This window comes from Yersinia sp. J1, assembly GCF_050586585.1.
In the GTDB taxonomy this organism is placed as follows: Bacteria; Pseudomonadota; Gammaproteobacteria; order Enterobacterales; family Enterobacteriaceae; genus Yersinia; species Yersinia entomophaga.
On sequence record NZ_JBOBDP010000006.1, the window covers coordinates 139,628 to 160,146 of the forward strand.

Here is a 20,519-nt window from a genome sequence, read left to right on the forward strand (position 1 = left end):
TATCCAATGTTTGTCTTCGGGAGTAGGAAATGAAGCCTTTCTTGCGCTGGTGTTACGTTGCGACAGCACTCATGCTGGCAGGATGCAGCAACAATGATTGGCGTAAGGATGAGGTTTTGGCTATCCCGTTGCAGCCTACGCTGCAGCAGGAAGTGATTCTAGCTCGCATGGAACAGATCCTTGCAAGCCGGGCACTAACGGATGATGAGCGCGCGCAGCTTTTATATGAGCGCGGAGTGCTGTATGATAGCCTCGGGCTACGGGCACTAGCGCGAAATGATTTTTCGCAAGCGTTAGCTATTCGTCCTGATATGCCAGAAGTTTTTAACTATCTGGGCATTTATTTAACGCAGGCAGGCAATTTTGATGCTGCCTATGAAGCGTTTGATTCTGTACTAGAGCTTGATCCAACTTACAATTACGCGCGTTTAAATCGGGGCATCGCACTTTATTATGGCGGTCGCTTCCCGTTAGCGCAGGATGATCTGCAGGCGTTTTATCAAGACGATCCAAATGATCCCTTCCGTTCGTTATGGCTGTACCTGGTGGAAAAAGAAATTGATCCCAAGGCTGCCGAAGTAGCGTTGAAACAACGCTATGAAAAGTCGAACAGAGGGCAATGGGGATGGAATATTGTCGAATTCTACTTGGGGAATATCAGCGAAAAAACGCTGATGGAACGCCTCAAGGCGGATGCAACGGATAACACTTCGCTCGCTGAGCATCTCAGTGAAACTGACTTCTATTTAGGTAAGCATTACCTAAGTCTGGGGGACAAGAACACCGCTTCGGCGCTGTTCAAACTGACGGTAGCTAACAACGTTCATAACTTTGTTGAGCACCGCTATGCATTGTTGGAATTGGCGCTTTTGGGCCAAGAACAAGACGACCTATCGGAATCGGACCAGCAATAGCTGACGGACAACTATTAGCCTGATATACCTTGGTTTTAACCAATGTTTATCACCTTCGCGGGTGATGGCCTTTTTGTTCGTTTTATAATCTAATTTGAGCCGGTTCACACTTTTCAATGAAAATGACTGAAAATTTTCTCGACGAGTTATGTAGACTGGCTGCCATTATTAATGAGGCACGTGTACATGACTACTGAGCTTGAAACCTCTTTTGCTGATTTGGGGCTGTCCGCTCCTATTCTTTCTGCCCTTACTGATCTGGGCTACGAAAAACCATCTCCAATTCAATTGGAATGTATTCCACACCTGCTGAACGGCCGTGATGTTCTCGGCATGGCGCAGACCGGTAGTGGTAAAACAGCTGCTTTCGGGCTTCCGCTGTTGCACAACATTGACCCAACGCTGAAAGCACCACAGGTGCTGGTACTGGCTCCAACTCGTGAGCTGGCAGTTCAGGTTGCGGAAGCATTATCTAGCTTCTCTAAACATATTAGCGGCGTTAACGTGGTGGCCCTGTACGGCGGCCAGCGTTATGACGTTCAATTACGCGCTTTGCGCCAAGGGCCACAAGTTGTTGTTGGCACCCCAGGTCGTCTGTTAGACCACCTGAAACGCGGTACCCTGAACCTGTCCAACCTGAGCGGTTTAGTGTTGGATGAAGCAGATGAAATGCTGCGTATGGGCTTTATCGAAGACGTAGAGACCATCATGGCGCAGATCCCGGCTGAACATCAGACCGCTCTGTTCTCTGCAACTATGCCAGAAGCTATTCGTCGTATTACCCGTCGCTTCATGAAAGAGCCACAGGAAGTACGCATTCAGTCTAGCAATACTACTCGTCCTGACATCAGTCAGAGCTACTGGAAAGTCGGCGGCGGTTACCGTAAAAACGAAGCGTTGGTGCGTTTCTTGGAATCTGAAGATTTCGACGCGGCAATCATCTTCGTGCGTACCAAAAACGCAACGTTGGAAGTGGCTGAAACTCTGGAGCGCAGTGGCTACAGCAGTGCAGCACTGAACGGCGATATGAACCAGTCCCTGCGTGAGCAGACTCTGGAACGTCTGCGCGATGGTCGTTTGGATATCCTGATTGCAACTGACGTGGCTGCTCGTGGCCTGGACGTTGAGCGTATCAGCCTGGTTGTAAACTATGATATCCCTATGGATTCAGAGTCTTACGTTCACCGTATCGGCCGTACCGGTCGTGCAGGTCGTGCGGGCCGTGCGTTGCTGTTCGTTGAGAACCGTGAACGTCGTCTGTTGCAGAACATCGAACGTACGATGAAGCTGACCATTCCAGAAGTGATGTTACCAAATGCAGAATTACTGGGCGAACGTCGTCTGGCTAAATTCGCGGCTAAAGTTAGCCAGCAGCTGGAAAGTAGCGATCTGGACGTATACCGTGGTCTGTTGACTAAACTGCAACCAGAAGATGAGTTCGATATCGAAACTCTGGCCGCTGCGCTGCTGAAAATGGCACAGGGCGAACGTCCTCTGATTCTGCCACCAGAGCCAGTACGTCGTCCGCAGCGTGAGTTCAGCCCGCGTGAAGACCGTGGCAACGATCGTGGCGATCGCCGTGAGCGTCGTCCGGAAAGCCGTGACGGTGGCGAGCGTCCTGCGCGTCGCGAACGTCGTGACGTTGGCGAGATGGAACTGTACCGCATTGAAGTGGGCCGTGATGATGGTGTTGAAGTTCGTCATATCGTTGGCGCTATTGCTAACGAAGGCGACATCAGTAGCCGTTATATCGGGAATATCAAGCTGTTCGCTTCCCACTCAACCATTGAGCTGCCAAAAGGCATGCCGGGCGATATGCTGTCTCATTTCACCCGTACTCGTATCCTGAACAAGCCGCTGAACATGCAGCTGTTGGGTGATGCACAGCCTCACGAACGTCGTGAGCGTGCTCCAGGTGCTGGCGCAGAGCGTCGTGGCGGTGGTCGTTCATTCGGCGGCGAACGTCGTGAAGGCGGCAACGGTGCTCCACGTCGTTCATTCGGCGGTGAGCGTCGCGAAGGCGGCAATGGCGGCGAACGTCGTGGCAACCGTGACGCTCAACGTCCAGCTGCCGCACCACGTCGTGATGATGCAGCCGCTCCGGCAGCAGCACCAGCCCGTCGTCGTTTCGGTGACGCATAAGTCATAATCATCTGAATGATGAAAACAAAAACCAGCCTTAGGGCTGGTTTTTTTTATGTCTGTAATTAAAGGATTAGCTTAAATCTGCGTGGGGTTAAGCATATCTTGCTGTAAACCGGCGACAATTTCGAAGGAACGCAGGCGAGCCTGATGATCAAAAATCTGTCCGTTAATCATGATTTCATCCGCCTGAGTCTCACGCAGCAAAGATTGCAGTCCGTGGCGGACTTTACTTTCATCGCCAATTATCGATAACCGTAGCGCCTGATCCACGCCAAACTGTTCCGCCGGTGAACAGATGCTGGACATATCCTGCACCGGAGGAGGAAGTTGCCCTGGTGTGCCACGACGTAGATTAACAAACTGCTGCTGCATGGAAGTAAACAGGAAGCGAGCATCCTGTACGCTATCGGCAGCGACGACGTTAACGCAAACAATGGCGTAAGGCTGCGACCATTCGGCAGAGGGTTTGAAGTTCTCCCGATAGAGTTTCAGTGCCTGAAGCAGCATGTCTGGTGCAAAGTGAGAGGCAAAAGCGAAAGGCAGGCCCATAGCGGCGGCCAGCTGAGCGCTGTACAAGCTAGAACCGAGTAACCATAGCGGAACATGCAAGCCTTGTCCCGGAACGGCCTGCACTGCTTGCTCGGGCTGTGCTTCGGCGAAATAACGCTGTAATTCACGCACGTCCGCAGGGAAATTATCTTCACCGGACAAATGGCGGCGAAGTGCCATCATAGTGCGCTGATCGCTTCCCGGTGCTCGGCCCAACCCCAAATCTATTCGATTAGGATACAGAGAGGCTAGGGTACCAAACTGCTCGGCAATCACTAACGGAGAGTGGTTTGGCAGCATCACGCCACCGGAGCCAAGACGGATTTTTTTGGTTCCAGAGGCGATATAGCCAATTAATACCGAAGTCGCTGCGCTGGCAATGCCAGTCATATTGTGGTGTTCAGCCAGCCAGTAGCGTTGATATCCCCAGTCTTCAGCGCGTTGAGCCAGATCCAATGACGCATGGAAAGCATCGCGAGGGGTTTTTCCCTTGGCTATCGGGGAAAGATCCAAAACGGAAAGGGGGATAAGGCGTTTATCAGTCATAGAATCGTCCATCTTACCTTATGTCGGTTCGCTTGAAGGGCGAGCGCATGAATTAACCTGCTGCTGTGAAAGCTCTGGTAAATAGCGGGTGATTTATTACCAGAGCTGGGAATTTACCTTTAAAGCATAAATGAAATTGCTTGCCCACAAGGGGAAATAAATGCTTCGCCTGATTGGGGCCTTTGTCTCATTTTTATCCGAATTTTGTTCAATTAAAGTGCTGTTGAGTATTTTATTTCGGCTTTGGCTTTCTCGTTGGAATAAGATGGTGAAAGTGGTAGTTGATAATGCTGAAATGCTGCGTTAAGAAGTGAACATAAAATATTTTATGCTGTTTCAATGGCTGCGGGCTGGTTTTATTGTGACGGTAACAGCAGAATGCCGATTAACCATTAATTAATTGTGGTTAATCATTTTTGATAGGCATCACAAATGTTACCGTGATTATCTTCGGTTTCATCTGCACTTCAATGAGTTCTTTCAGTCTATCTTATTAATAATCAATTGATTAGAATGCTGCGTCGATAATGACAGCATAAAGTAGCAGGGACAGCGCTCAGAGGGAGATAGATCTTCAGAATAACCCTCTTGAGGTAGAATTATTTTCTATTGAGGCCAGCGGAAGACATGGATGTTAAAACAATATTCTCTGTACGCAAGCGTAATATAGCCAAAAAATAAAAACACCTGCCTGTCTGATAACGCCTATTTTCAGGGCGATGATCGGATAACTGACTCTGTACATTTTAATAACGATAAAACCTACTAACCAGAGAATAAAGGCGAGAGCTATTATGGAAACGGCAAGTTCTAATAAGAGCATCATTTTAATTGACTCTCCGGCGGCACAGCGTGCAAATATGTCTGAAAGCCAATGGCGTGAAGCAATTAAATTTGATAGTACAGATTTTGGCTGGGTCATTATGAGCATCGGGATGGCTATCGGAGCCGGGATTGTGTTTTTACCGGTTCAGGTAGGATTGATGGGGCTTTGGGTATTTTTGTTATCATCAATTATTGGTTATCCTGCGATGTATTTATTTCAGCGTTTATTTATTAATACGCTGGCTGAATCTCCAGAGTGTAAAGACTATCCCAGTGTGATTAGCGGGTATTTAGGAAAAAACTGGGGAATAATATTAGGTGCACTGTATTTTATTATGTTGGTGATCTGGATGTTTGTTTATTCCACCGCCATCACGAATGATAGTGCCTCTTATCTGCAAACTTTTGGCGTGACGGAAGGATTATTATCCGATAATCCGTTCTATGGTTTGGTGCTGATTTGTGTCTTGGTCGCTATTTCCTCCCGAGGGGAAAAACTGCTGTTTAAGTTATCCAGCTTTATGGTGATAACAAAACTGTTAGTGGTTGCGGCCTTAGGCGTCTCTATGGTTGGCATGTGGCATCTTTACAACGTAGGCCTACTGCCACCGGTGGGTTTGCTGATCAAAAATGCCATTATCACTCTGCCATTCACTCTGACTTCCATTCTGTTTATCCAGACGCTAAGCCCAATGGTTATTTCTTATCGGGCAAAAGAAAAGTCGCTGGAAGTTGCACGGCACAAAGCGCTCAGAGCCATGAATATCGCATTCGGAATTCTATTCTGTACCGTATTTTTCTATGCGGTTTCATTTACCTTAGCAATGGGGCATGACGAAGCGGTAAAAGCTTACGAGCAAAATATTTCTGCTTTGGCAATTGCAGCTAAATTTTTCCCTGGTGGCTGGGCAACGGTCGTTAGCGTTATTTTAAATATATTCGCCGTGATGACCGCATTCTTTGGCGTGTATTTAGGATTCCGCGAAGCAACTCAGGGCATTGTGATGAATATATTACGTCGCATAATGCCTGCGGAGAAAATAAATCAGAAATGGGTGCAAAATGGAATTATGGTCTTTGCCGTATTATTGGCATGGGGCGCCATTATTTTAAATGCGCCAGTATTAAGTTTCACCTCTATTTGTAGCCCGATATTTGGTCTGGTTGGTTGTTTGATTCCTGCCTATCTGGTTTATAAAGTTCCAGCACTGCATAAATATAAAGGTGTGTCTTTGATGATTATTATCATCACCGGCATTTTACTGTGTATTTCACCTTTCCTGGCGTTTTCATAAGTTAACGGCATCTGATATTACCTGCTGTAAAGGTTGAAGGTATTCATTATGAGTCACTGTAGTCATTCAGAGTTATGGGATGAATTCATCCGCGCGGTAAAACAGGAAGTTCAACCCGCTATCGGCTGCACCGAACCTGTTTCGTTGGCATTGGCCGCGGCTATAGCCGCATCTCATTTGTCAGGAGCCATCGAACGTATTGAAGCACGTGTTTCCCCCAATTTGATGAAGAACGGGATGGGCGTTACTGTGCCGGGAACCGGCATGGTCGGGTTAACAATAGCTGCCGCCGTGGGGGCGCTGGCTGGCGATGCTCAGGCGGGTTTGGAAGTGCTGAAGCACATTAGCGCGGAGAAACTGGCAGCCGCGAAAGCTATGCTGTCTCAGGGAAGCGTTCGGGTCACGATGCAGGAAAGTAAATATATCCTGTTTTCCGAAGCGACGTTATATAGCGGTGATGAATGGGTGACTGCCACTATTGCCGGTGGGCATACGAGGTTGGTTAACATTGTAAGAAATGGTGAAGTACTGTTTGCATTCGGTGATTCTGGCCATGAAATTCATGATGGGAATGAACCTACACTGGGTTATTGCTTGAAGCAGGCCGATGCTCGTTCTGTTTATCAGTTCGCCACAGAGGTTCCATTTGAGCGTATCGCCTTTATTCTACAGGCGGCGCGACTAAATGGTGCGCTGTCTGATGAGGGGTTGAGCGGCAATTATGGCCTGCATATTGGTGCAACGCTGGCTCGCCAGCGGCAGCGTGGATTACTGGCGCAAGACTTATTGTCGAATATTATGATTCGCACCGCTGCCGCTTCAGATGCGCGCATGGGCGGGGCAACGTTGCCGGCGATGAGTAATTCAGGATCGGGAAATCAGGGGATTGCGGCCACTATGCCGGTCGTGGTGGTGGCGGAGCATCTGGGAGCCAGTGAGGAACAGCTGGCGCGGGCGTTGATGCTATCTCATCTGATGGCGATTTATATCCATAGCCAGCTCCCGTCATTGTCGGCTTTGTGTGCCGCAACCACCGCTTCTATGGGGGCCGCGGCGGGAATGGCATGGCTAATTGAACCGGGTTATGACGCTGTAGCTATGGCGATTAGCAGCATGATCGGCGACATTAGCGGCATTATCTGCGACGGCGCGGCCAATAGCTGCGCGATGAAAGTCTCAACCAGCGTAACGGCAGCTTATAAAGCGGTGCTTATGGCGTTGGATCACAGCGGCGTAACCGGCAACGAAGGCATAGTCGCGGGGGATGTCGATAGCTCCATTTCCAATCTGTGCGCTCTGGCTTGTGGCGCGATGAGGCAAACCGATAGCCAGATTATCGATATTATGGCTCATAAGGCATGTGTCTGAAATCACGCTAAATTAGGCAAAAAAATGGGAGAGGTAGAAATACCTCTCCCTGTTTATTTCCAACTTATCGAACCTTAAGAAACCAGTTCCAAACCGGCTACCCGACGCCAGTAACCATTGCAGTCGGCTTTATCCGTCAGGGTCAGCGGAGCCAGACCTTTTTCATTGGCACGGAATTTATCGATCATGGTGAGCGCTTCGGTACTGTGTGGCGATAAACGCACGATATCCACCAATCCTTGCATAGAAATTAGGTCATTACCTAGGTTATAGCAGTAACCACTTTGCGTCTGAATGCCATTGAGAACAAATACTTGCTGATTTTCCTGTGAGAGAATACTGCGCCCCTGAGGGTACTTGATGCAGCAGGTCTCGCACTCGTCTTTAGCTCGATCCTCGGAACGAGCGGTAAAGCAGCGAGCCGAATAAGCTAACGGCAGATAGCCGTAAGCCAGCACTTCTACTTCGAATTTATTACGGAATCCCAGCTCATCACACTGAATCAGCATGTTTTCCAACCAGTCTCGCGAGAGCTCTACCGGCATACACCAACGCATCATGCCCTGACGATGTAGAATACGCAGGGTATAGGCGTTATAGCAGTTGAGCGCGTGGCCTGCTACGAAGGGCAGTCCTCGCTCAGCGGCCATATTCACCGTACCAAAGTCATTGGCTTCTAACAGAAAATCGCCGTTTTCTACATAACGTTTGAGTTCAGTCAGTTCTGAAGGGGCCTGTAGCAATGCAAGGGTAGAAATCGCTACCTGCTTTCCGCTGGAAGCGACTTGTTTCGCCAGTTCCAGCCAGTCGCCTACTTTCATTTCACGTCGTTTGGTACAAACGTTTTCACCAAGATAAATAATATCGGCACTGCTTTCACAGGCTTTCTGATAGAAAGCCTCAATATCTGTTTTTGGCCAGTAATAAAGCACTGCGCCCAATGAGTATTTCATGCTTTTTCCACCCTACTGCCACTTGCGATGATAAGCGCCCAGCGTTGTTTGGGTGCCTTCTGACATCGAACCTAGTTGCTCCATCCATTCGGTTTTTGCTGCGAATTTTGCCGGTTCTTTCTGATAGAGGTCGATGGCCTGACGCCAGACTTTAGCAACCTGGCTGACGTAAGCCGGGCTACGTTGGCGGCCTTCAATTTTGACCGAAGCGATATTGGCCGCGAAAAGTTCCGGCAACAGCTCCAGCGTATTGAGGCTGGTGGGTTCTTCCAGCGCGTGGTAACGCTGCCCGTCAACCAGGTAGCGACCTTTGCACAACGTGGGGTAACCGGCGTTTTCATCGTCCTGATAGCGGTCGATCAGCACTTCGTTCAGGCGGGATTCCATGCCCTGCGGCGTCTGTTGCCAGCGCACATAGCGGGCCGGAGAACAGGCACCGACGGTATTGGGAGATTCACCGGTAAGATAGGAGGAAAGGTAACAGCGGCCTTCAGCCATAATGCACAGGCTACCGAAAGCAAAAACTTCCAGCGGCACCGGGCTGGTGCGGGAAAGCTGTTTTACCTGATGCATAGACAGCACCCGCGGTAAAACTACCCTTGCTACATCAAAGTTGCGTTGGTAAAAACGGATGGCCTCGTCGTTTGTAGCCGAAGCCTGAACCGAAACGTGGCGTTCCACCTCGGGATAGCGCTCGGCGGCATATTCCAGCATCGCCAAATCTGCCAGTATCAACGCATCTGCACCCAGTTGAGCCGCCATATCGACGGCGCGTTGCCAGCGGGAAAAACCGTCCGGATGGGCAAAAGTGTTGATGGCAATGTGCAGCTTACGTTTCCGGCTGTGAACGTAATTCACCGCCTCTTGCAGCTTTTTATCGGTAAAATTCAGTCCGGCAAAATGGCGGGCGTTAGTATCATCTTTCAAGCCGATGTACACAGCATCAGCGCCGTTATCCACCGCAGCTTTTAGCGCGGGCAAATTACCGGCAGGACAAAGCAGCTCCATAGAAATTTCCTGAATGAGTCAGCGGCAATACCTCGGCATTACCAGAGGTAGTAAATAATCCTCATCCGTAGATGATCGTGGTGACATGGATAATTTTAACGAGGAGCAATTTTAGTTAACCTGCTGCAGACATATCTTGATTTGGGGCAGTTTCTTCCGCATTGCTGATAGTGTTCTGATATTTAGCAAAGAAAGCATCGGTAATCTGGTGCAGAATTTATTGATTTAGTCCGCGTGGGTCGTCTATCCGTGTGGCAAAATAGAAACCGATGAATTCAAAGGAGTCAGCCTGTGTTGGGAAAACTACGAGCACACCTTGTGCGCCAAGGGCCTGCGCTGCTGCGGGCCCCGCTGAAAATTACGCCTTTTGCTGTGCAGCGTCAGGTACTGGAACAGGTACTAAGCTGGCAGTTCCGCCAGGCGCTTGAAGAGGGCGATCTGAAGTTTCTTGCTGGTCGCTGGCTGAAGATTGAAGTGCGGGATCTCGCATTACAATGGTTTATGACAGTGGAAAACGGTAGGCTGGTGGTGAGCCAACAGGCGGACGCTGATGTCAGCTTCAGTGGTGATGCCAACGATCTTGTATTGATCGCTGCCCGTAAAGAAGATCCGGACACGCTGTTTTTCCAGCGTCGACTGCGTATTGAAGGGGATACCGAATTGGGCCTGTATGTAAAAAATTTGATGGATGCCATCGAGTTGGAATCCATGCCAACATTGCTACGAGTGGGTCTGCAACAACTGGCCGATTTTATTGAAGCAGGGCAACAAGAGGGCGCGGAGCAGACTTCCCGTGCCGTGGTATCGTGTTGATCCGTACCGAGATCCCAGTAGACGCACCGGGGATCGATAAACTGCTGCGTGAGTCTTTTCCCAGCGATGGGGAAGCAAAGCTGGTGCAACAACTGCGTGAAGACGGTTTACTGACGCTAGGTATCGTCGCGACCGATGATGAAGGTGGCGTGGTGGGCTATGCAGCATTCAGCCCGGTAGATATTGAAGGGGAAGATCGTCAGTGGGTCGGTTTGGGTCCTCTGGCCGTGAAAGAAGATTTACGCCGTCAGGGGTTGGGCGAAAAACTGGTATATGAAGGTTTGGACGCGCTGAATGAATTCGGCTATTCCGCCGTGGTGGTACTGGGCGATCCGGCATACTATCAGCGTTTTGGTTTCAAACCTGCGGCTGACGCTCAGCTATATTGCCGTTGGCCAGGTTGCGAAGCGGCATTTCAGGTTTACTCACTGGCTCCCGATGCTTTGGATGGAGTCACTGGCCAGGTAAATTACGCCGAAGCCTTTAATCAGCTGTAATTATTGCTGATTTTTCAGGTAACAGTAAATCTGCTACACAAGAAGGCTGGTCGCGTACCAGCCTTTCTTTTTGCTTTTTTGTCAGCTGTTTCAGGCGATATTCCAGTTTTAGCGCGGTGGAGCGATCGCCCGCCACGCAGTGAAAAACCAGGTTCAATTCTCCTTTTCCTCGCAAAGATTTAGCGCCTTTACCCGACTGATGCTGTGCCAGACGGCGTGAAACATCGGTAGTTATACCGGTATATAAACTGCCTGCGGCGGTACGAATCAGATAAATAGACCAGATGCTTTCCGACATAACGCTCTCTGTTGAATGAGGGGCGGGAATATTATCGTCGGAATCAGGACTGAAGCACGGTTTTTTTATCCGGTATGAAAAACCGGAGGAAACAACGCGGACGGCAAAGGGCTTGCCGCCCGTGAAGCTGCTGCTTATTTGGTTTTATCTGCCAGAGCAAAGCGAGGTGAAACCAGGCCGTAGAGCGTCCAGCCCAGGAAGGTCACAATCGCGCCCCACATCATGGCTTCCTGACCTGAGCTATACAGGGCGTAGAAGCTATACATGGCACCGATAAAGGCAATGATATTGGCTCGACGAGCCTTAGCTGCCGGTACGTTAGCGGCTTTTTGAATGATAACCAAAGCAGCCATAGACAAAATATATGGAATGATGTTGGTTACGACCGCCAGATTGACCAGCACATTGAACTGTTTATTCAGCGATGGGCTGATAGTCATCAGAGACAGGACGCTCTGAATAATGACGATGGTCAACATGCCTTTGATCGGCGCATTGGCTTTACTCACTTTAGAGAAGATTTTCGGGAAGAAACCTTCGTCCGCAGAGGATTTGAATACCTGTGCGATGGTGAACTGCCAGCCGAGTAGGGAACCTACGCAGGACATAATCATTAGCGCCATAATTATTTTACCCACGGCAGGGGTAAACATATAGGCAAATGCCAGACCGAAAGGCGCAGTGGAATTAGCCAGATCCATGTTTGGTACGATACCGGCAATCACGTTGGTCGAAATAATGTAGATAAAGGCCGCGCCTAAAGTACCGCCCAGCACGGCGATAGGAACATTACGCTCAGGATTTTCTACCGCATCGGTATTGGCACAGGCGGATTCCAGACCCAGGAAGGCCCATAGAGTCATGGAGATGGATGAACCGATAGCTTCAAAGGTTGGGAAACCGTGTGGGTTCCAGGAGGCGACATAGGCATCGGCGCTAAACCACCACCAACCGATAACTGAAATACCCAGCACAGGAATGATAACGCCCCAAATGGTTACACTACTGATTTGGCCGGTAATGCGTGCGCCGCCAAAGTTAGCGACTGTTGCTAACCAGAGGACGCCAATGGTCGCCAGACAGATCCCCAGCGGGCTGAGAGTGCTGCCCAGCAATTCAGTACCATAGCCAACGGCAGAAATAGCGATGGCGATATTGGCGATCAGCAACGATGCACCGTAGGTATAGTTCGCCATAAAGTTGCCGGATTTACCAAAGGCATATTCGGCGTAGCCGCCCATACCGCCAGATTTACGGCTGAACATGCCGCATTGGGCGAAAGCATAGGCCAGCGCCATGGAACCTACGGCGGTGACAAGCCAAGATACGATAGAAATGGTGCCGACTTCGGCGAGTTTAGTTGGTAGCATAATTATGCCAGAACCCATCATGTTAACCGCCGTCAGAATGGTTAACTGTACTACGCCCATCTTATTATTAGATTTACTCATATTATTTTCTCTTTTTATCTTTCAGAGACTGCGGAGATAAATATCCCCGCAGGTTTGAGTGTCATTTTTGGTGTTGTATAAATAAAATATTTATTATTTTTTCATCATGTAGCCGTAGGCGCGATTCCAGCCGTCTTCGTCTACTTGTAAATACACGCCTTGTAATTCTGGTGCAAAGCCAGGCAATAAATTGATGCTTTCTTCTAATGCCAGGAAATAACGTTGCGCTGCGCCACCCCAAACTTCCCCAGGAACGACACACAATACTCCCGGTGGGTAAGGAAGCGCGCCTTCTGCGGCAATACGACCTTCTGCTTTACATAATGGAACCAGCTCTACGTTGCCACGAACAAATTCAATATTGGCATCTTGCGGATTCATCATAACTTTCGGGAAATATTGTTTACGGAACATTTCTTTCTGCAATTGTTTTACGTCGTAGCTGACGTAAAGGTCGTGCATTTCCTGACACAGGCGGCCAATGGTGTAACCTTTATAACGGGCTTCATTATTGCGATAGACCGTTGGTAATACGTCGCACAACAAAGCATCTTCTTCAATGAAACGCTCGAATCGGGCGATTTGCGCAACCAGATGCTGCATTTTTGCCAGGTCTTCTGCAGGTGTTAATAAGAACAGAATTGAATTGAGGTCACATTTTTCTGGCACAATGCCATTTTCCCGCAGGAAATTAGCCAAAATAGTAGCTGGAATACCTGATTGAGTATATTCACCAGTATTGGTATCAATTCCTGGCGTGGTTAATAATAGCTTGCAAGGGTCAACAAAATATTGGGAAGCTTCATACCCTTCGAAAGCATGCCATTTCTCACCGGGAATAAAGTTAAAGAAACGCAAGTCTTGCGCCATGGTTTCAGTGTCATATTCTTGCCACGGTTTTCCGTCTACGCTAACCGGAACGAAAGGCTTAATCATAGAACAGGTATTTAACAGCATTTTACGGGCTTCAATCCCGTTTTTAACACATTCCAACCACATACGGCGGCCGCTTTCCCCTTCATGCATTTTCGCATTGACATCCAGAGCGGCGAATAATGGATAGAATGGGCTGGTGGATGCATGAAGCATAAAGGCGTTATTAAAGCGTTTATGATTACAGTAACGATCCTGACCTTTAATATGTTTATCTTTTTTATGAATTTGCGACGTTTGAGAGAAGCCAGCCTGTTGTTTATGTACTGACTGGGTCACAATAATACCCGGATCGTTTTCGTTCAGCTCCAGTAATAATGGTGAACAATCCTTCATCATTGGAATAAATTGTTCGTAGCCAACCCAGGCGGAGTCGAACAGAATGTAATCGCATAAATGACCAATTTTATCGACAACCTGACGAGCGTTATAAATGGTGCCGTCGTAAGTTCCCAATTGAATAATTGCCAATCGGAAAGGACGAGGTGCATCAGCACGGTCAGGCGATACGCTACGTATTTGTTCACGCAGGTATTTTTCTTCAAAACAGTGGGCATCGATACCGCCGATAAAGCCAAACGGGTTACGAGCCGTTTCCAGATAAACTGGCGTTGCGCCAGCTTGAATTAAGGCACCGTGATGGTTAGATTTATGGTTATTACGGTCAAACAGAACCAGATCGCCACGGGCCAGAATCGCATTGGTTGCGACTTTATTAGAGGCTGAAGTCCCGTTAAGAACGAAATAGGTTTTATCGGCATTAAATACTTTTGCCGCGTGTTTCTGTGCATCGCAAGGCGCGCCTTCATGAATCAGCAAATCACCTAATTTGACATCAGCGTTACACATATCTGAACGGAAAATTGTTTCGCCATAAAAATCGAAGAATTGGCGACCTACCGGATGTTTGCGGAAGAATTGGCCGCCCTGATGACCCGGACAGGCGAAAGTAGAATTACCCATTTCAACGTATTTTGTTAGTGTGTTGAAAAATGGTGGTAATAGCTCATTTTCGTATTTTTCGGCAGCAGATTCTAATTGTTTACCGTAGAATCCGGTGTTGTCACCGCACAATTCAAATACGCCATTGAGGGAAGGCAATACATCATTATTTAGCTCTTCTTCGCAGCATACGGCAGCGAAAATAGGAATGTTAAACCCTAATTTATGAATGGAATCAATAACGCCATTATTTATATCTTGAACTGATAAAACCACCGCTGAAACATCGGTAAAATCAGTATGTAAAACATCAACAATTTCCCGCTGGGTTTCAAAACAAGAGATTGCTGAAGCACTTGCCGCAATATTTAATTTTTTCATTTTTGCTCTCTTTTATTTAGGGTGTATCAACCCGTCCAACTTGTAGGTGCGTTGGATTTCGTTTCATTAATTTTTTTGTATAGCAATCCACATCAATGACGTTGAGACATTAATTATTTGAAATGCTAATTTTCGCCTGCACTGTTTCTCACCTAAAAAATAGGCAAAGAATTTCTTAAGCCATTAAATTACGGCAAAAGTTCACATCACGAATTAATTGGATAAGTTAACGAACGATTTATTCCGACAGATGAAAAATGTAAATCTGTAGGTTAAGTAAATCGATAATTAAGCATCATTTTTGAAACAGACAATAGTTAACCGACGCCAAATGCATTCGCAATTTTCGCACAAGCTAAATATTGTGTTTATGACAATGACGATCCAATAAGTACGGATGTCATCGCAGGAGGGATATTATCTGTAATGGAAATAAGAGAAGTTAAAATAGCTACGATGAGCCGGCATCATAAGATGAGTTGTCCGCCTTATATGCGCCATCTTCTTGTTGTTATTTTCCATTTTCGTAACGTCTCTTTGTTTTTGAACAATGGGTTGATGCGGGCTATTCTAGCGATAACACTCATTCATTCCGTGATGTGCGTCACATTTTGTTCGGATTTTAAAATGTGTTTTGACTAAATCATGAATATATTTACTTCTTTATTCATCTATTTCGGTTTTTATGCGTTTTTATGATTATTTTCACGAGAGCGCAGTAAGTTATATTTAACATACCTGACACATAGAAATATCCTAATAGGTTTATTAATAGAATTGAGAGCGCACTCACCCGTAAATTGTTTTCTATTTGTTAATTCTGATTAATTAAATCTTAATCGAGATTTATCCCGTTTTTATGCATATAAATGCAAAATGGGTTTATATAAGAAATGATAGCTAAATCACTATTAGATACAATTTAGTTATGTCTTTCTGCTATTTCATCCACCGGATAACAGAACAATTAGTCCTGCCTGAAGGGAAATCTTGTCTGGCTCATTTCGCGTTTTGTGATCGGGTTCGGTTACACTGCAATGATAATACAGAGGAGCTCGCAGTGAATAATCCAGATGATTTACAGGTGATTAGCCAGTTTTTACTGAAGCAGCATGTGTTGACGCTGTGCGCAAGCCACGCGGGCGATATGTGGTGTGCCAACTGTTTTTATGTTTTTGAACCGCAGCAAATGGCGTTATTTCTAATGACGGAAGGCCATACTCGCCACGGTGAACTGATGCAGAAAAACCCTCAGGTGGTCGGCACTATTGCTACGCAGCCTCGCAGTGTAGCCTTGATTAAGGGGGTGCAGTACCGAGGAGAGATTAGTTTGCTAAGCGATGATGACGATAAGTTGGCGCGTCAGCGTTACTGTCGGCGCTTTCCTATCGCAAAAGTGGCCTCTGCGCCGATCTGGCGGCTAAGTTTGCAAGATATCAAAATGACGAATAATACCTTGGGATTTGGCAAAAAGTTGTACTGGGTACGCGACTCCGCGTGAACCACCAAACATCTTGCTGGCTTATGCCATAGTGCCATTTATTTCATTCGCGTATTGTCTTCACGGGAGCGTTGTCTCCATCCAAATATTATCTTTATCCGAATCGTGTTTTCATTTGGGTATTGTGGTGGAAAAGTATCCCCGTTGTTCTGGCACGATGTTTTCCCTGCGCGGTTTCTTCGATCCGGCTATTCTTATCTTATTCATGGGGTTAAGGAGATTTAATCGTGAAGGTTTTATTATTGGGCGCGAGCGGTCTGGTCGGTGGGGAACTATTAAGATTATTGCGGCTAGATGCCAGAATTAGCCACATCATTGCTCCTACGCGTAAGCCTTTGTCGGTAATGAATAAATTGACCAATCCACAGGCTGACGATATGAGTACTTTGCTGAAAACCTTAAGCGCTCCGGTAGATGCAGTTTTTTGCTGTCTGGGTACTACCCGTAAGCAGGCGGGGACTCAGGCGGCGTTTCGCGCAATAGATTATCGTTTAGTGGTAGAATCGGGGGAAACCGGCCTGCGACTGGGTGCGCGCCATTTGTTGGTGGTAAGCGCCATGGGGGCCAATCCGCATTCCTGGCTGCTTTACAGCAGAACCAAAGGTGAAGCGGAACGAGCGTTGAGTCAGCAAGGCTGGCCGCAACTCAGCATATTCCGGCCTTCTATGCTGACCGGTAAACGTCCGGTACCGCGTCTGACCGAACGTTTGACCGCGCCGCTGTTTGCAGTGCTACCGAAGAAATGGCGTTCAATTTCCGCAAAAAATGTGGCGCAGGCGATGTTGCAGCAGGCTTTTACGGTTGCTCACAGCGGCACCGTGATTATCGAATCGGATGCCATGCAGCCGGCGGGAAAAATTTCGGATAACCGATCTGCTTCCTAGAGTATGATCACCTGATTATCGTAGGCTGCGGCAACGCCGGCGGGCAGCAAGTTATTCATCAGCCAGCAATCCAACTGGTGGCTGACATGGGTGAGCAGGGTGTTTACCGGGCGTAATTGCCGGTGGATCTCCAAGGCCATGCTCACATCATTATGGTTGCGTGGAGCATTGGTTTGCGGCGGATGACTGCAATCCATCACCAGAAGATCTAACGGCAGCCGAGCCAGAAAAGCGGTGGTAGACTCTGGCAGACCGGCGGTATCGGTCAGATAGGCCAGCGTTCGGCGCGGACTTTGGTAGAGATAACCAAAGGTTGGTTTTGAGTGGTTGAGCGGCAGGGGCGTTATCTGTAAACCGGCGATGTCCAGCGGTTGAAAAGGAGTTAACGGCGGTTGGAAATCCAGTATTCCAGAGTGTTTGAACAGGTCGTCGCAGCCGTCGGCATCCGGCGGGCCGTAGACGGGAATTGGGCTGGAATAGCCCCAACGTAACGGAAATAACCCCTGAACGTGATCGATGTGATAATGTGTAAGCCAAAAACGCTGAATTTCGTCCGCAGAAAAACGCTCTCCTAACGTCGGTAAACCGGCATCAATAAAATGCGATTCTCCCTGATAACGCAGCATGGCGCTGCATGGACCACGCCGAAATCTGGGCTGCTGACAGGCGCGCTGGCAGGCTGGGCAATCGCAGCCGAATGCCGGAACCTGCTGTGCTCCGCCGGTTCCCAGAAGGGTTAGCTGCATTTTATTTTCCACTCATAAGCTCCTGCGAATGCGTATTTACCACCAGTTGAATCAGATTTTTCAGCCGGTGTAAGGTATCGGTTAGCGAACCATCATTATCTAGCCGTACACAATGGGCGGGTAAACGTTGCTGATAATGCGCAGCTCTTGCCAGACGTTGAGCGATTTGAGCCTCATCTTCGCGCCCACGCTGTAGTAAACGCTGCCGCAGAATTGCCGGAGACACCGCCAGGCAGACCGGCAGCAGTCGGTGCCCATAGCGTCGCTGAGCGTGGGAAAGATGCGCCCTTGAGCCATTGGCTACCACATCCAGCCCTTTTTCCAGCCACAGGTCTATTTCCGCGCCTAAGGCATAATGATGCTGATGTGCCTGCCAGCTTAAAGCAAACAGCCCCTGCGCCTGGCGCTGCAAGAATTCCTCCTCGCTCAGTGCAATATGATTTTCAGCACCGGCATCTGCTGGGCGAGTGATATAGCGGTGCGCTACCAGAATTTTATGTTGCTGGTCTTTGCGTAGCGCGGAAAGCAGGCAATCCTTGCCAGCGCCGGATGGCCCCATCAGATAGATTAAGTGCGCCATCAGAACACCCGAATGCCTTGACGCCAGACGTTTTGCACGTAGACGTGTTCGCCCTGATTTCTCGCCAAAACCAGATCCGCTCGCTTACCTTCTTCAATGACGCCGCGATCGGTTAATCCTAATGCGCGAGCCGGATTGCAGGTCACCAACGCTACCGCCTGTGGCAGAGAGAAATCGTTGCTTGCATCCTGAGCAATACGGAAAGCGGCATCCAGCAAACTGGCCGGATAGTAATCGGAAGAGAGTATATCCAACACGCCTAATGAGGCCAGCTTATGGGCGGCAACATTGCCGGAATGCGAGCCGCCGCGCACGATATTGGGCGCGCCCATCAGAACTTGCATACCGTGCTGATGAGAGGCTCGCGCCGCCGCTTCCGTTGTGGGAAATTCGGCAATAACGCTGCCTAGCGCCTGAGATTCAGCAACGTGCTCGGCGGTGGCATCATCGTGGCTGGCGAGAGAAATATTGCGCTGGCGGCAATGGGCTGCAATGGCACTGCGGTTTGGCGCCGCCCAGCGAGCAGATAGATTGATTTGTTCTTCTTCAAACTGCGCCATTTTTTCATCATTAAGATGATATTTGCCCTGATAGTATTCCCGATATTTTTCACGGGAGGCGAATTGACGCTGACCCGGCGAATGATCCATCAGGGAAACTAAAGATAGCTCGGGTTGATCCATCAGTTTTTCAAATAATGGCAGCGTGGTGTGGTGAGGCAATTCACAGCGTAAATGAATGCGATGTTCTGCCCGATTTAAACCAGCACGCTGACTATTCACCACCGCATTAATCATTTTCTGTAAATTCTCCAGCCGATGACCGCCGTCGCGCACATCGCCCACGGCCACCGCATCCAGCACCGTGGTCATACCGCTGGCAACCATGAGCGCATCGTGGCTGCTCATGGCAGAATGTGCGGGCCAGTCTACGTTGGGGCGCGGGGTGAAGAATTTGTCCAGATTATCGGTATGTAGCTCGATCAACCCAGGTAATAGCCAGCCATTGTCACCGTCAATGGCTTGAGGCAGTTGGCTGGGGCGATCGGTAAAACTGCGAATCATTCCGTCCTGGATCTCCAGCGATCCGGCTATCGTGCGATCTTGCAGAACCAGTTTCACATTATTGAGGATCATGCTGGGATCTCCTGAAGGGTGTCGAACTGGGGTGGCGTCATGATCTGCAAGCGATCGCTGACGTGCTGGCGTACGGCCTCATCATGGAAAATACCAACGATAGCCGCGCCTCGCTGTTTGGCTTCATCGATCAGGCTGACCACCGCAGCGCTGTTGACGTTATCCAGTGAAGCCGTTGGTTCATCCAGCAGCAAAATGGGGTAATCGACGATAAAACCGCGGGCAATATTCACACGCTGTTGTTCACCGCCGGAAAAGGTCGAAGGAGCCAGATGCCACAGACGTTCCGGCACATTTAAGCGAGTAAGTAATGATGCCGCCCGTTCCTGACAAATGTGGCGTTCAACGCCTAATTCCAGCAGCGGCTGCATCACGACATTCAGCGCACTGATACGCGGAATCACACGTAAAAACTGGCTGACCCAGCCCAGGGTGTGACGGCGAACCGCTAAAATCTGACGGGCTTCGGCATGCACCATATCGATCCATTCGCCCTGGTGTTTTATCCAAATATGGCCGCTGTCTGGCAAATAGTTGGCGTAAAGAGAGCGAAGCAACGTTGATTTTCCGCTGCCTGAATGGCCGTGCAGTACGACGCATTCACCGCTGTTTACCGCCAGTTCTGCCCGATGGAGTACCGGTAAGCGAATGCCCTGTTGCTGATGTAATACAAAGGTTTTACTGAGGTTTTCAACCCGTAATTGCTGATTCATTTTCTATTCCCGCAAAGGCCGAAGGGTGTCGCGTCGAGGTG

At 48.7% G+C, this 20,519-nt stretch carries 21 protein-coding genes; 10 read left to right on the forward strand and 11 right to left on the reverse strand.

Translation table 11 applies throughout. The annotated features are described in order from the left end of the window. The first annotated feature begins 29 nt into the window (after positions 1–29). The 3 genes from nlpI to ACQ4OC_RS11550 all read left to right on the forward strand — a co-directional run bounded on the left by nlpI (position 30) and on the right by ACQ4OC_RS11550 (position 3,056). Positions 30–914 (forward strand): lipoprotein NlpI, encoded by an 885-nt coding sequence (nlpI, locus tag ACQ4OC_RS11540; RefSeq protein ID WP_049599443.1) that lies wholly within the window; start codon positions 30–32, stop codon positions 912–914. Between the two features lie 122 nt (positions 915–1,036). Beyond that, positions 1,037–1,111, forward strand: coding sequence for a protein YrbN (gene yrbN / locus ACQ4OC_RS11545; RefSeq protein ID WP_223499600.1), 75 nt, complete (start codon positions 1,037–1,039; stop codon positions 1,109–1,111). Further along, positions 1,101–3,056, forward strand: coding sequence for a DEAD/DEAH family ATP-dependent RNA helicase (locus ACQ4OC_RS11550; protein ID WP_064516136.1), 1,956 nt, complete (start codon positions 1,101–1,103; stop codon positions 3,054–3,056). Before yrbN ends, ACQ4OC_RS11550 begins: the two co-directional genes overlap by 11 nt. A 78-nt stretch (positions 3,057–3,134) precedes the next feature. On the opposite strand, the gene ACQ4OC_RS11555 is transcribed toward ACQ4OC_RS11550, so the two are convergent. Next, positions 3,135–4,154 carry a luciferase-like monooxygenase gene (locus tag ACQ4OC_RS11555; RefSeq protein WP_120806338.1) on the reverse strand — a complete coding sequence of 340 codons (1,020 nt, stop codon included), beginning with the start codon at positions 4,152–4,154 and terminating at the stop codon, positions 3,135–3,137. A 160-nt stretch (positions 4,155–4,314) separates the two neighbouring features. Here ACQ4OC_RS11555 and ACQ4OC_RS11560 point away from each other — a divergent pair, with 160 nt between their 5' ends. From ACQ4OC_RS11560 to ACQ4OC_RS11570, 3 genes are all read left to right on the forward strand, one after another. Continuing rightward, positions 4,315–4,461, forward strand: a complete 147-nt coding sequence (locus ACQ4OC_RS11560; protein ID WP_158513765.1) for a hypothetical protein — start codon at positions 4,315–4,317, stop codon at positions 4,459–4,461. Positions 4,462–4,948: 487 nt separating this feature from the next. Next, entirely contained in the window at positions 4,949–6,274 is a 1,326-nt protein-coding gene (locus ACQ4OC_RS11565) for an amino acid permease (protein ID WP_049599453.1), read from the forward strand. A gap of 48 nt (positions 6,275–6,322) precedes the next feature. Next, positions 6,323–7,642 (forward strand): serine dehydratase subunit alpha family protein, encoded by a 1,320-nt coding sequence (locus ACQ4OC_RS11570; protein WP_064516143.1) that lies wholly within the window; start codon positions 6,323–6,325, stop codon positions 7,640–7,642. A gap of 74 nt (positions 7,643–7,716) precedes the next feature. On the opposite strand, the gene ACQ4OC_RS11575 is transcribed toward ACQ4OC_RS11570, so the two are convergent. Both ACQ4OC_RS11575 and ubiU read right to left on the reverse strand, forming a co-directional pair. Continuing rightward, positions 7,717–8,595: a U32 family peptidase gene (locus ACQ4OC_RS11575; protein WP_064516145.1), complete on the reverse strand. Its 879-nt coding sequence runs from the start codon at positions 8,593–8,595 to the stop codon at positions 7,717–7,719. 12 nt (positions 8,596–8,607) lie between these two features. Then, complete coding sequence (gene ubiU, locus ACQ4OC_RS11580; protein ID WP_064516147.1) at positions 8,608–9,603, reverse strand: ubiquinone anaerobic biosynthesis protein UbiU; 996 nt, start codon at positions 9,601–9,603, stop codon at positions 8,608–8,610. A 291-nt stretch (positions 9,604–9,894) separates the two neighbouring features. Here ubiU and ubiT point away from each other — a divergent pair, with 291 nt between their 5' ends. Together ubiT and ACQ4OC_RS11590 are read left to right on the forward strand one after the other, a co-directional pair. Beyond that, positions 9,895–10,416, forward strand: coding sequence for a ubiquinone anaerobic biosynthesis accessory factor UbiT (gene ubiT / locus ACQ4OC_RS11585; RefSeq protein ID WP_064516149.1), 522 nt, complete (start codon positions 9,895–9,897; stop codon positions 10,414–10,416). Further along, on the forward strand, positions 10,410–10,913 hold the full coding sequence (locus ACQ4OC_RS11590; RefSeq protein ID WP_120806335.1) for a GNAT family N-acetyltransferase: 504 nt from the start codon (positions 10,410–10,412) through the stop codon (positions 10,911–10,913). The genes ubiT and ACQ4OC_RS11590 overlap by 7 nt, the downstream gene beginning before the upstream one ends. Here ACQ4OC_RS11590 and ACQ4OC_RS11595 read toward each other — a convergent pair. The 4 genes from ACQ4OC_RS11595 to speFL all read right to left on the reverse strand — a co-directional run bounded on the left by ACQ4OC_RS11595 (position 10,900) and on the right by speFL (position 15,440). Then, positions 10,900–11,211, reverse strand: coding sequence for a GIY-YIG nuclease family protein (locus ACQ4OC_RS11595; protein WP_064516153.1), 312 nt, complete (start codon positions 11,209–11,211; stop codon positions 10,900–10,902). The two genes, ACQ4OC_RS11590 and ACQ4OC_RS11595, sit on opposite strands and share 14 nt — an antisense overlap. A 134-nt stretch (positions 11,212–11,345) precedes the next feature. Further along, on the reverse strand, positions 11,346–12,662 hold the full coding sequence (gene potE, locus ACQ4OC_RS11600; protein ID WP_064516155.1) for a putrescine-ornithine antiporter: 1,317 nt from the start codon (positions 12,660–12,662) through the stop codon (positions 11,346–11,348). A 93-nt stretch (positions 12,663–12,755) separates the two neighbouring features. Beyond that, positions 12,756–14,918 carry an ornithine decarboxylase SpeF gene (gene speF / locus ACQ4OC_RS11605; RefSeq protein ID WP_064516158.1) on the reverse strand — a complete coding sequence of 721 codons (2,163 nt, stop codon included), beginning with the start codon at positions 14,916–14,918 and terminating at the stop codon, positions 12,756–12,758. A gap of 417 nt (positions 14,919–15,335) precedes the next feature. Then, on the reverse strand, positions 15,336–15,440 hold the full coding sequence (speFL, locus tag ACQ4OC_RS11610; RefSeq protein WP_115175270.1) for a leader peptide SpeFL: 105 nt from the start codon (positions 15,438–15,440) through the stop codon (positions 15,336–15,338). 538 nt (positions 15,441–15,978) lie between these two features. Between speFL and ACQ4OC_RS11615 the strand changes: the two genes are divergently transcribed. Next, positions 15,979–16,419, forward strand: a complete 441-nt coding sequence (locus ACQ4OC_RS11615) for a YhbP family protein (RefSeq protein ID WP_430971180.1) — start codon at positions 15,979–15,981, stop codon at positions 16,417–16,419. Between the two features lie 224 nt (positions 16,420–16,643). Continuing rightward, on the forward strand, positions 16,644–17,303 hold the full coding sequence (locus tag ACQ4OC_RS11620) for an NAD(P)H-binding protein (protein ID WP_430971188.1): 660 nt from the start codon (positions 16,644–16,646) through the stop codon (positions 17,301–17,303). On the opposite strand, the gene phnP is transcribed toward ACQ4OC_RS11620, so the two are convergent. From phnP to phnL, 4 genes are read right to left on the reverse strand one after another with little or no spacing between them, the layout of a single operon-like run. Then, positions 17,300–18,049, reverse strand: a complete 750-nt coding sequence (gene phnP / locus ACQ4OC_RS11625; RefSeq protein WP_430971181.1) for a phosphonate metabolism protein PhnP — start codon at positions 18,047–18,049, stop codon at positions 17,300–17,302. The genes ACQ4OC_RS11620 and phnP overlap by 4 nt on opposite strands. Before the next feature lies 1 nt (position 18,050). Further along, the gene (phnN, locus tag ACQ4OC_RS11630; RefSeq protein ID WP_064516164.1) at positions 18,051–18,629 is read right to left on the reverse strand and encodes a ribose 1,5-bisphosphokinase; all 579 of its coding nucleotides are present in this window, start codon (positions 18,627–18,629) and stop codon (positions 18,051–18,053) included. Beyond that, positions 18,629–19,765, reverse strand: coding sequence for an alpha-D-ribose 1-methylphosphonate 5-triphosphate diphosphatase (gene phnM / locus ACQ4OC_RS11635; protein WP_064516166.1), 1,137 nt, complete (start codon positions 19,763–19,765; stop codon positions 18,629–18,631). Before phnM ends, phnN begins: the two co-directional genes overlap by 1 nt. Beyond that, positions 19,762–20,478, reverse strand: a complete 717-nt coding sequence (gene phnL / locus ACQ4OC_RS11640; protein ID WP_064516168.1) for a phosphonate C-P lyase system protein PhnL — start codon at positions 20,476–20,478, stop codon at positions 19,762–19,764. Before phnL ends, phnM begins: the two co-directional genes overlap by 4 nt. Positions 20,479–20,519: the final 41 nt, after the last annotated feature.

Bases quoted from the DNA above. Each gene is read 5' to 3' on its own strand.
- nlpI (WP_049599443.1), top strand. From the start codon at position 30: ATGAAGCCTTTCTTGCGCTGGTGTTACGTTGCGACAGCACTCATGCTG.
- ACQ4OC_RS11550 (WP_064516136.1), top strand. From the start codon at position 1,101: ATGACTACTGAGCTTGAAACCTCTTTTGCTGATTTGGGGCTGTCCGCT.
- ACQ4OC_RS11555 (WP_120806338.1), bottom strand. From the start codon at position 4,154: ATGACTGATAAACGCCTTATCCCCCTTTCCGTTTTGGATCTTTCCCCG.
- ACQ4OC_RS11560 (WP_158513765.1), top strand. From the start codon at position 4,315: ATGCTTCGCCTGATTGGGGCCTTTGTCTCATTTTTATCCGAATTTTGT.
- ACQ4OC_RS11565 (WP_049599453.1), top strand. From the start codon at position 4,949: ATGGAAACGGCAAGTTCTAATAAGAGCATCATTTTAATTGACTCTCCG.
- ACQ4OC_RS11570 (WP_064516143.1), top strand. From the start codon at position 6,323: ATGAGTCACTGTAGTCATTCAGAGTTATGGGATGAATTCATCCGCGCG.
- ACQ4OC_RS11575 (WP_064516145.1), bottom strand. From the start codon at position 8,595: ATGAAATACTCATTGGGCGCAGTGCTTTATTACTGGCCAAAAACAGAT.
- ubiU (WP_064516147.1), bottom strand. From the start codon at position 9,603: ATGGAGCTGCTTTGTCCTGCCGGTAATTTGCCCGCGCTAAAAGCTGCG.
- ACQ4OC_RS11595 (WP_064516153.1), bottom strand. From the start codon at position 11,211: ATGTCGGAAAGCATCTGGTCTATTTATCTGATTCGTACCGCCGCAGGC.
- potE (WP_064516155.1), bottom strand. From the start codon at position 12,662: ATGAGTAAATCTAATAATAAGATGGGCGTAGTACAGTTAACCATTCTG.
- speF (WP_064516158.1), bottom strand. From the start codon at position 14,918: ATGAAAAAATTAAATATTGCGGCAAGTGCTTCAGCAATCTCTTGTTTT.
- speFL (WP_115175270.1), bottom strand. From the start codon at position 15,440: ATGGAAAATAACAACAAGAAGATGGCGCATATAAGGCGGACAACTCAT.
- phnP (WP_430971181.1), bottom strand. From the start codon at position 18,049: ATGCAGCTAACCCTTCTGGGAACCGGCGGAGCACAGCAGGTTCCGGCA.
- phnN (WP_064516164.1), bottom strand. From the start codon at position 18,629: ATGGCGCACTTAATCTATCTGATGGGGCCATCCGGCGCTGGCAAGGAT.
- phnM (WP_064516166.1), bottom strand. From the start codon at position 19,765: ATGATCCTCAATAATGTGAAACTGGTTCTGCAAGATCGCACGATAGCC.
- phnL (WP_064516168.1), bottom strand. From the start codon at position 20,478: ATGAATCAGCAATTACGGGTTGAAAACCTCAGTAAAACCTTTGTATTA.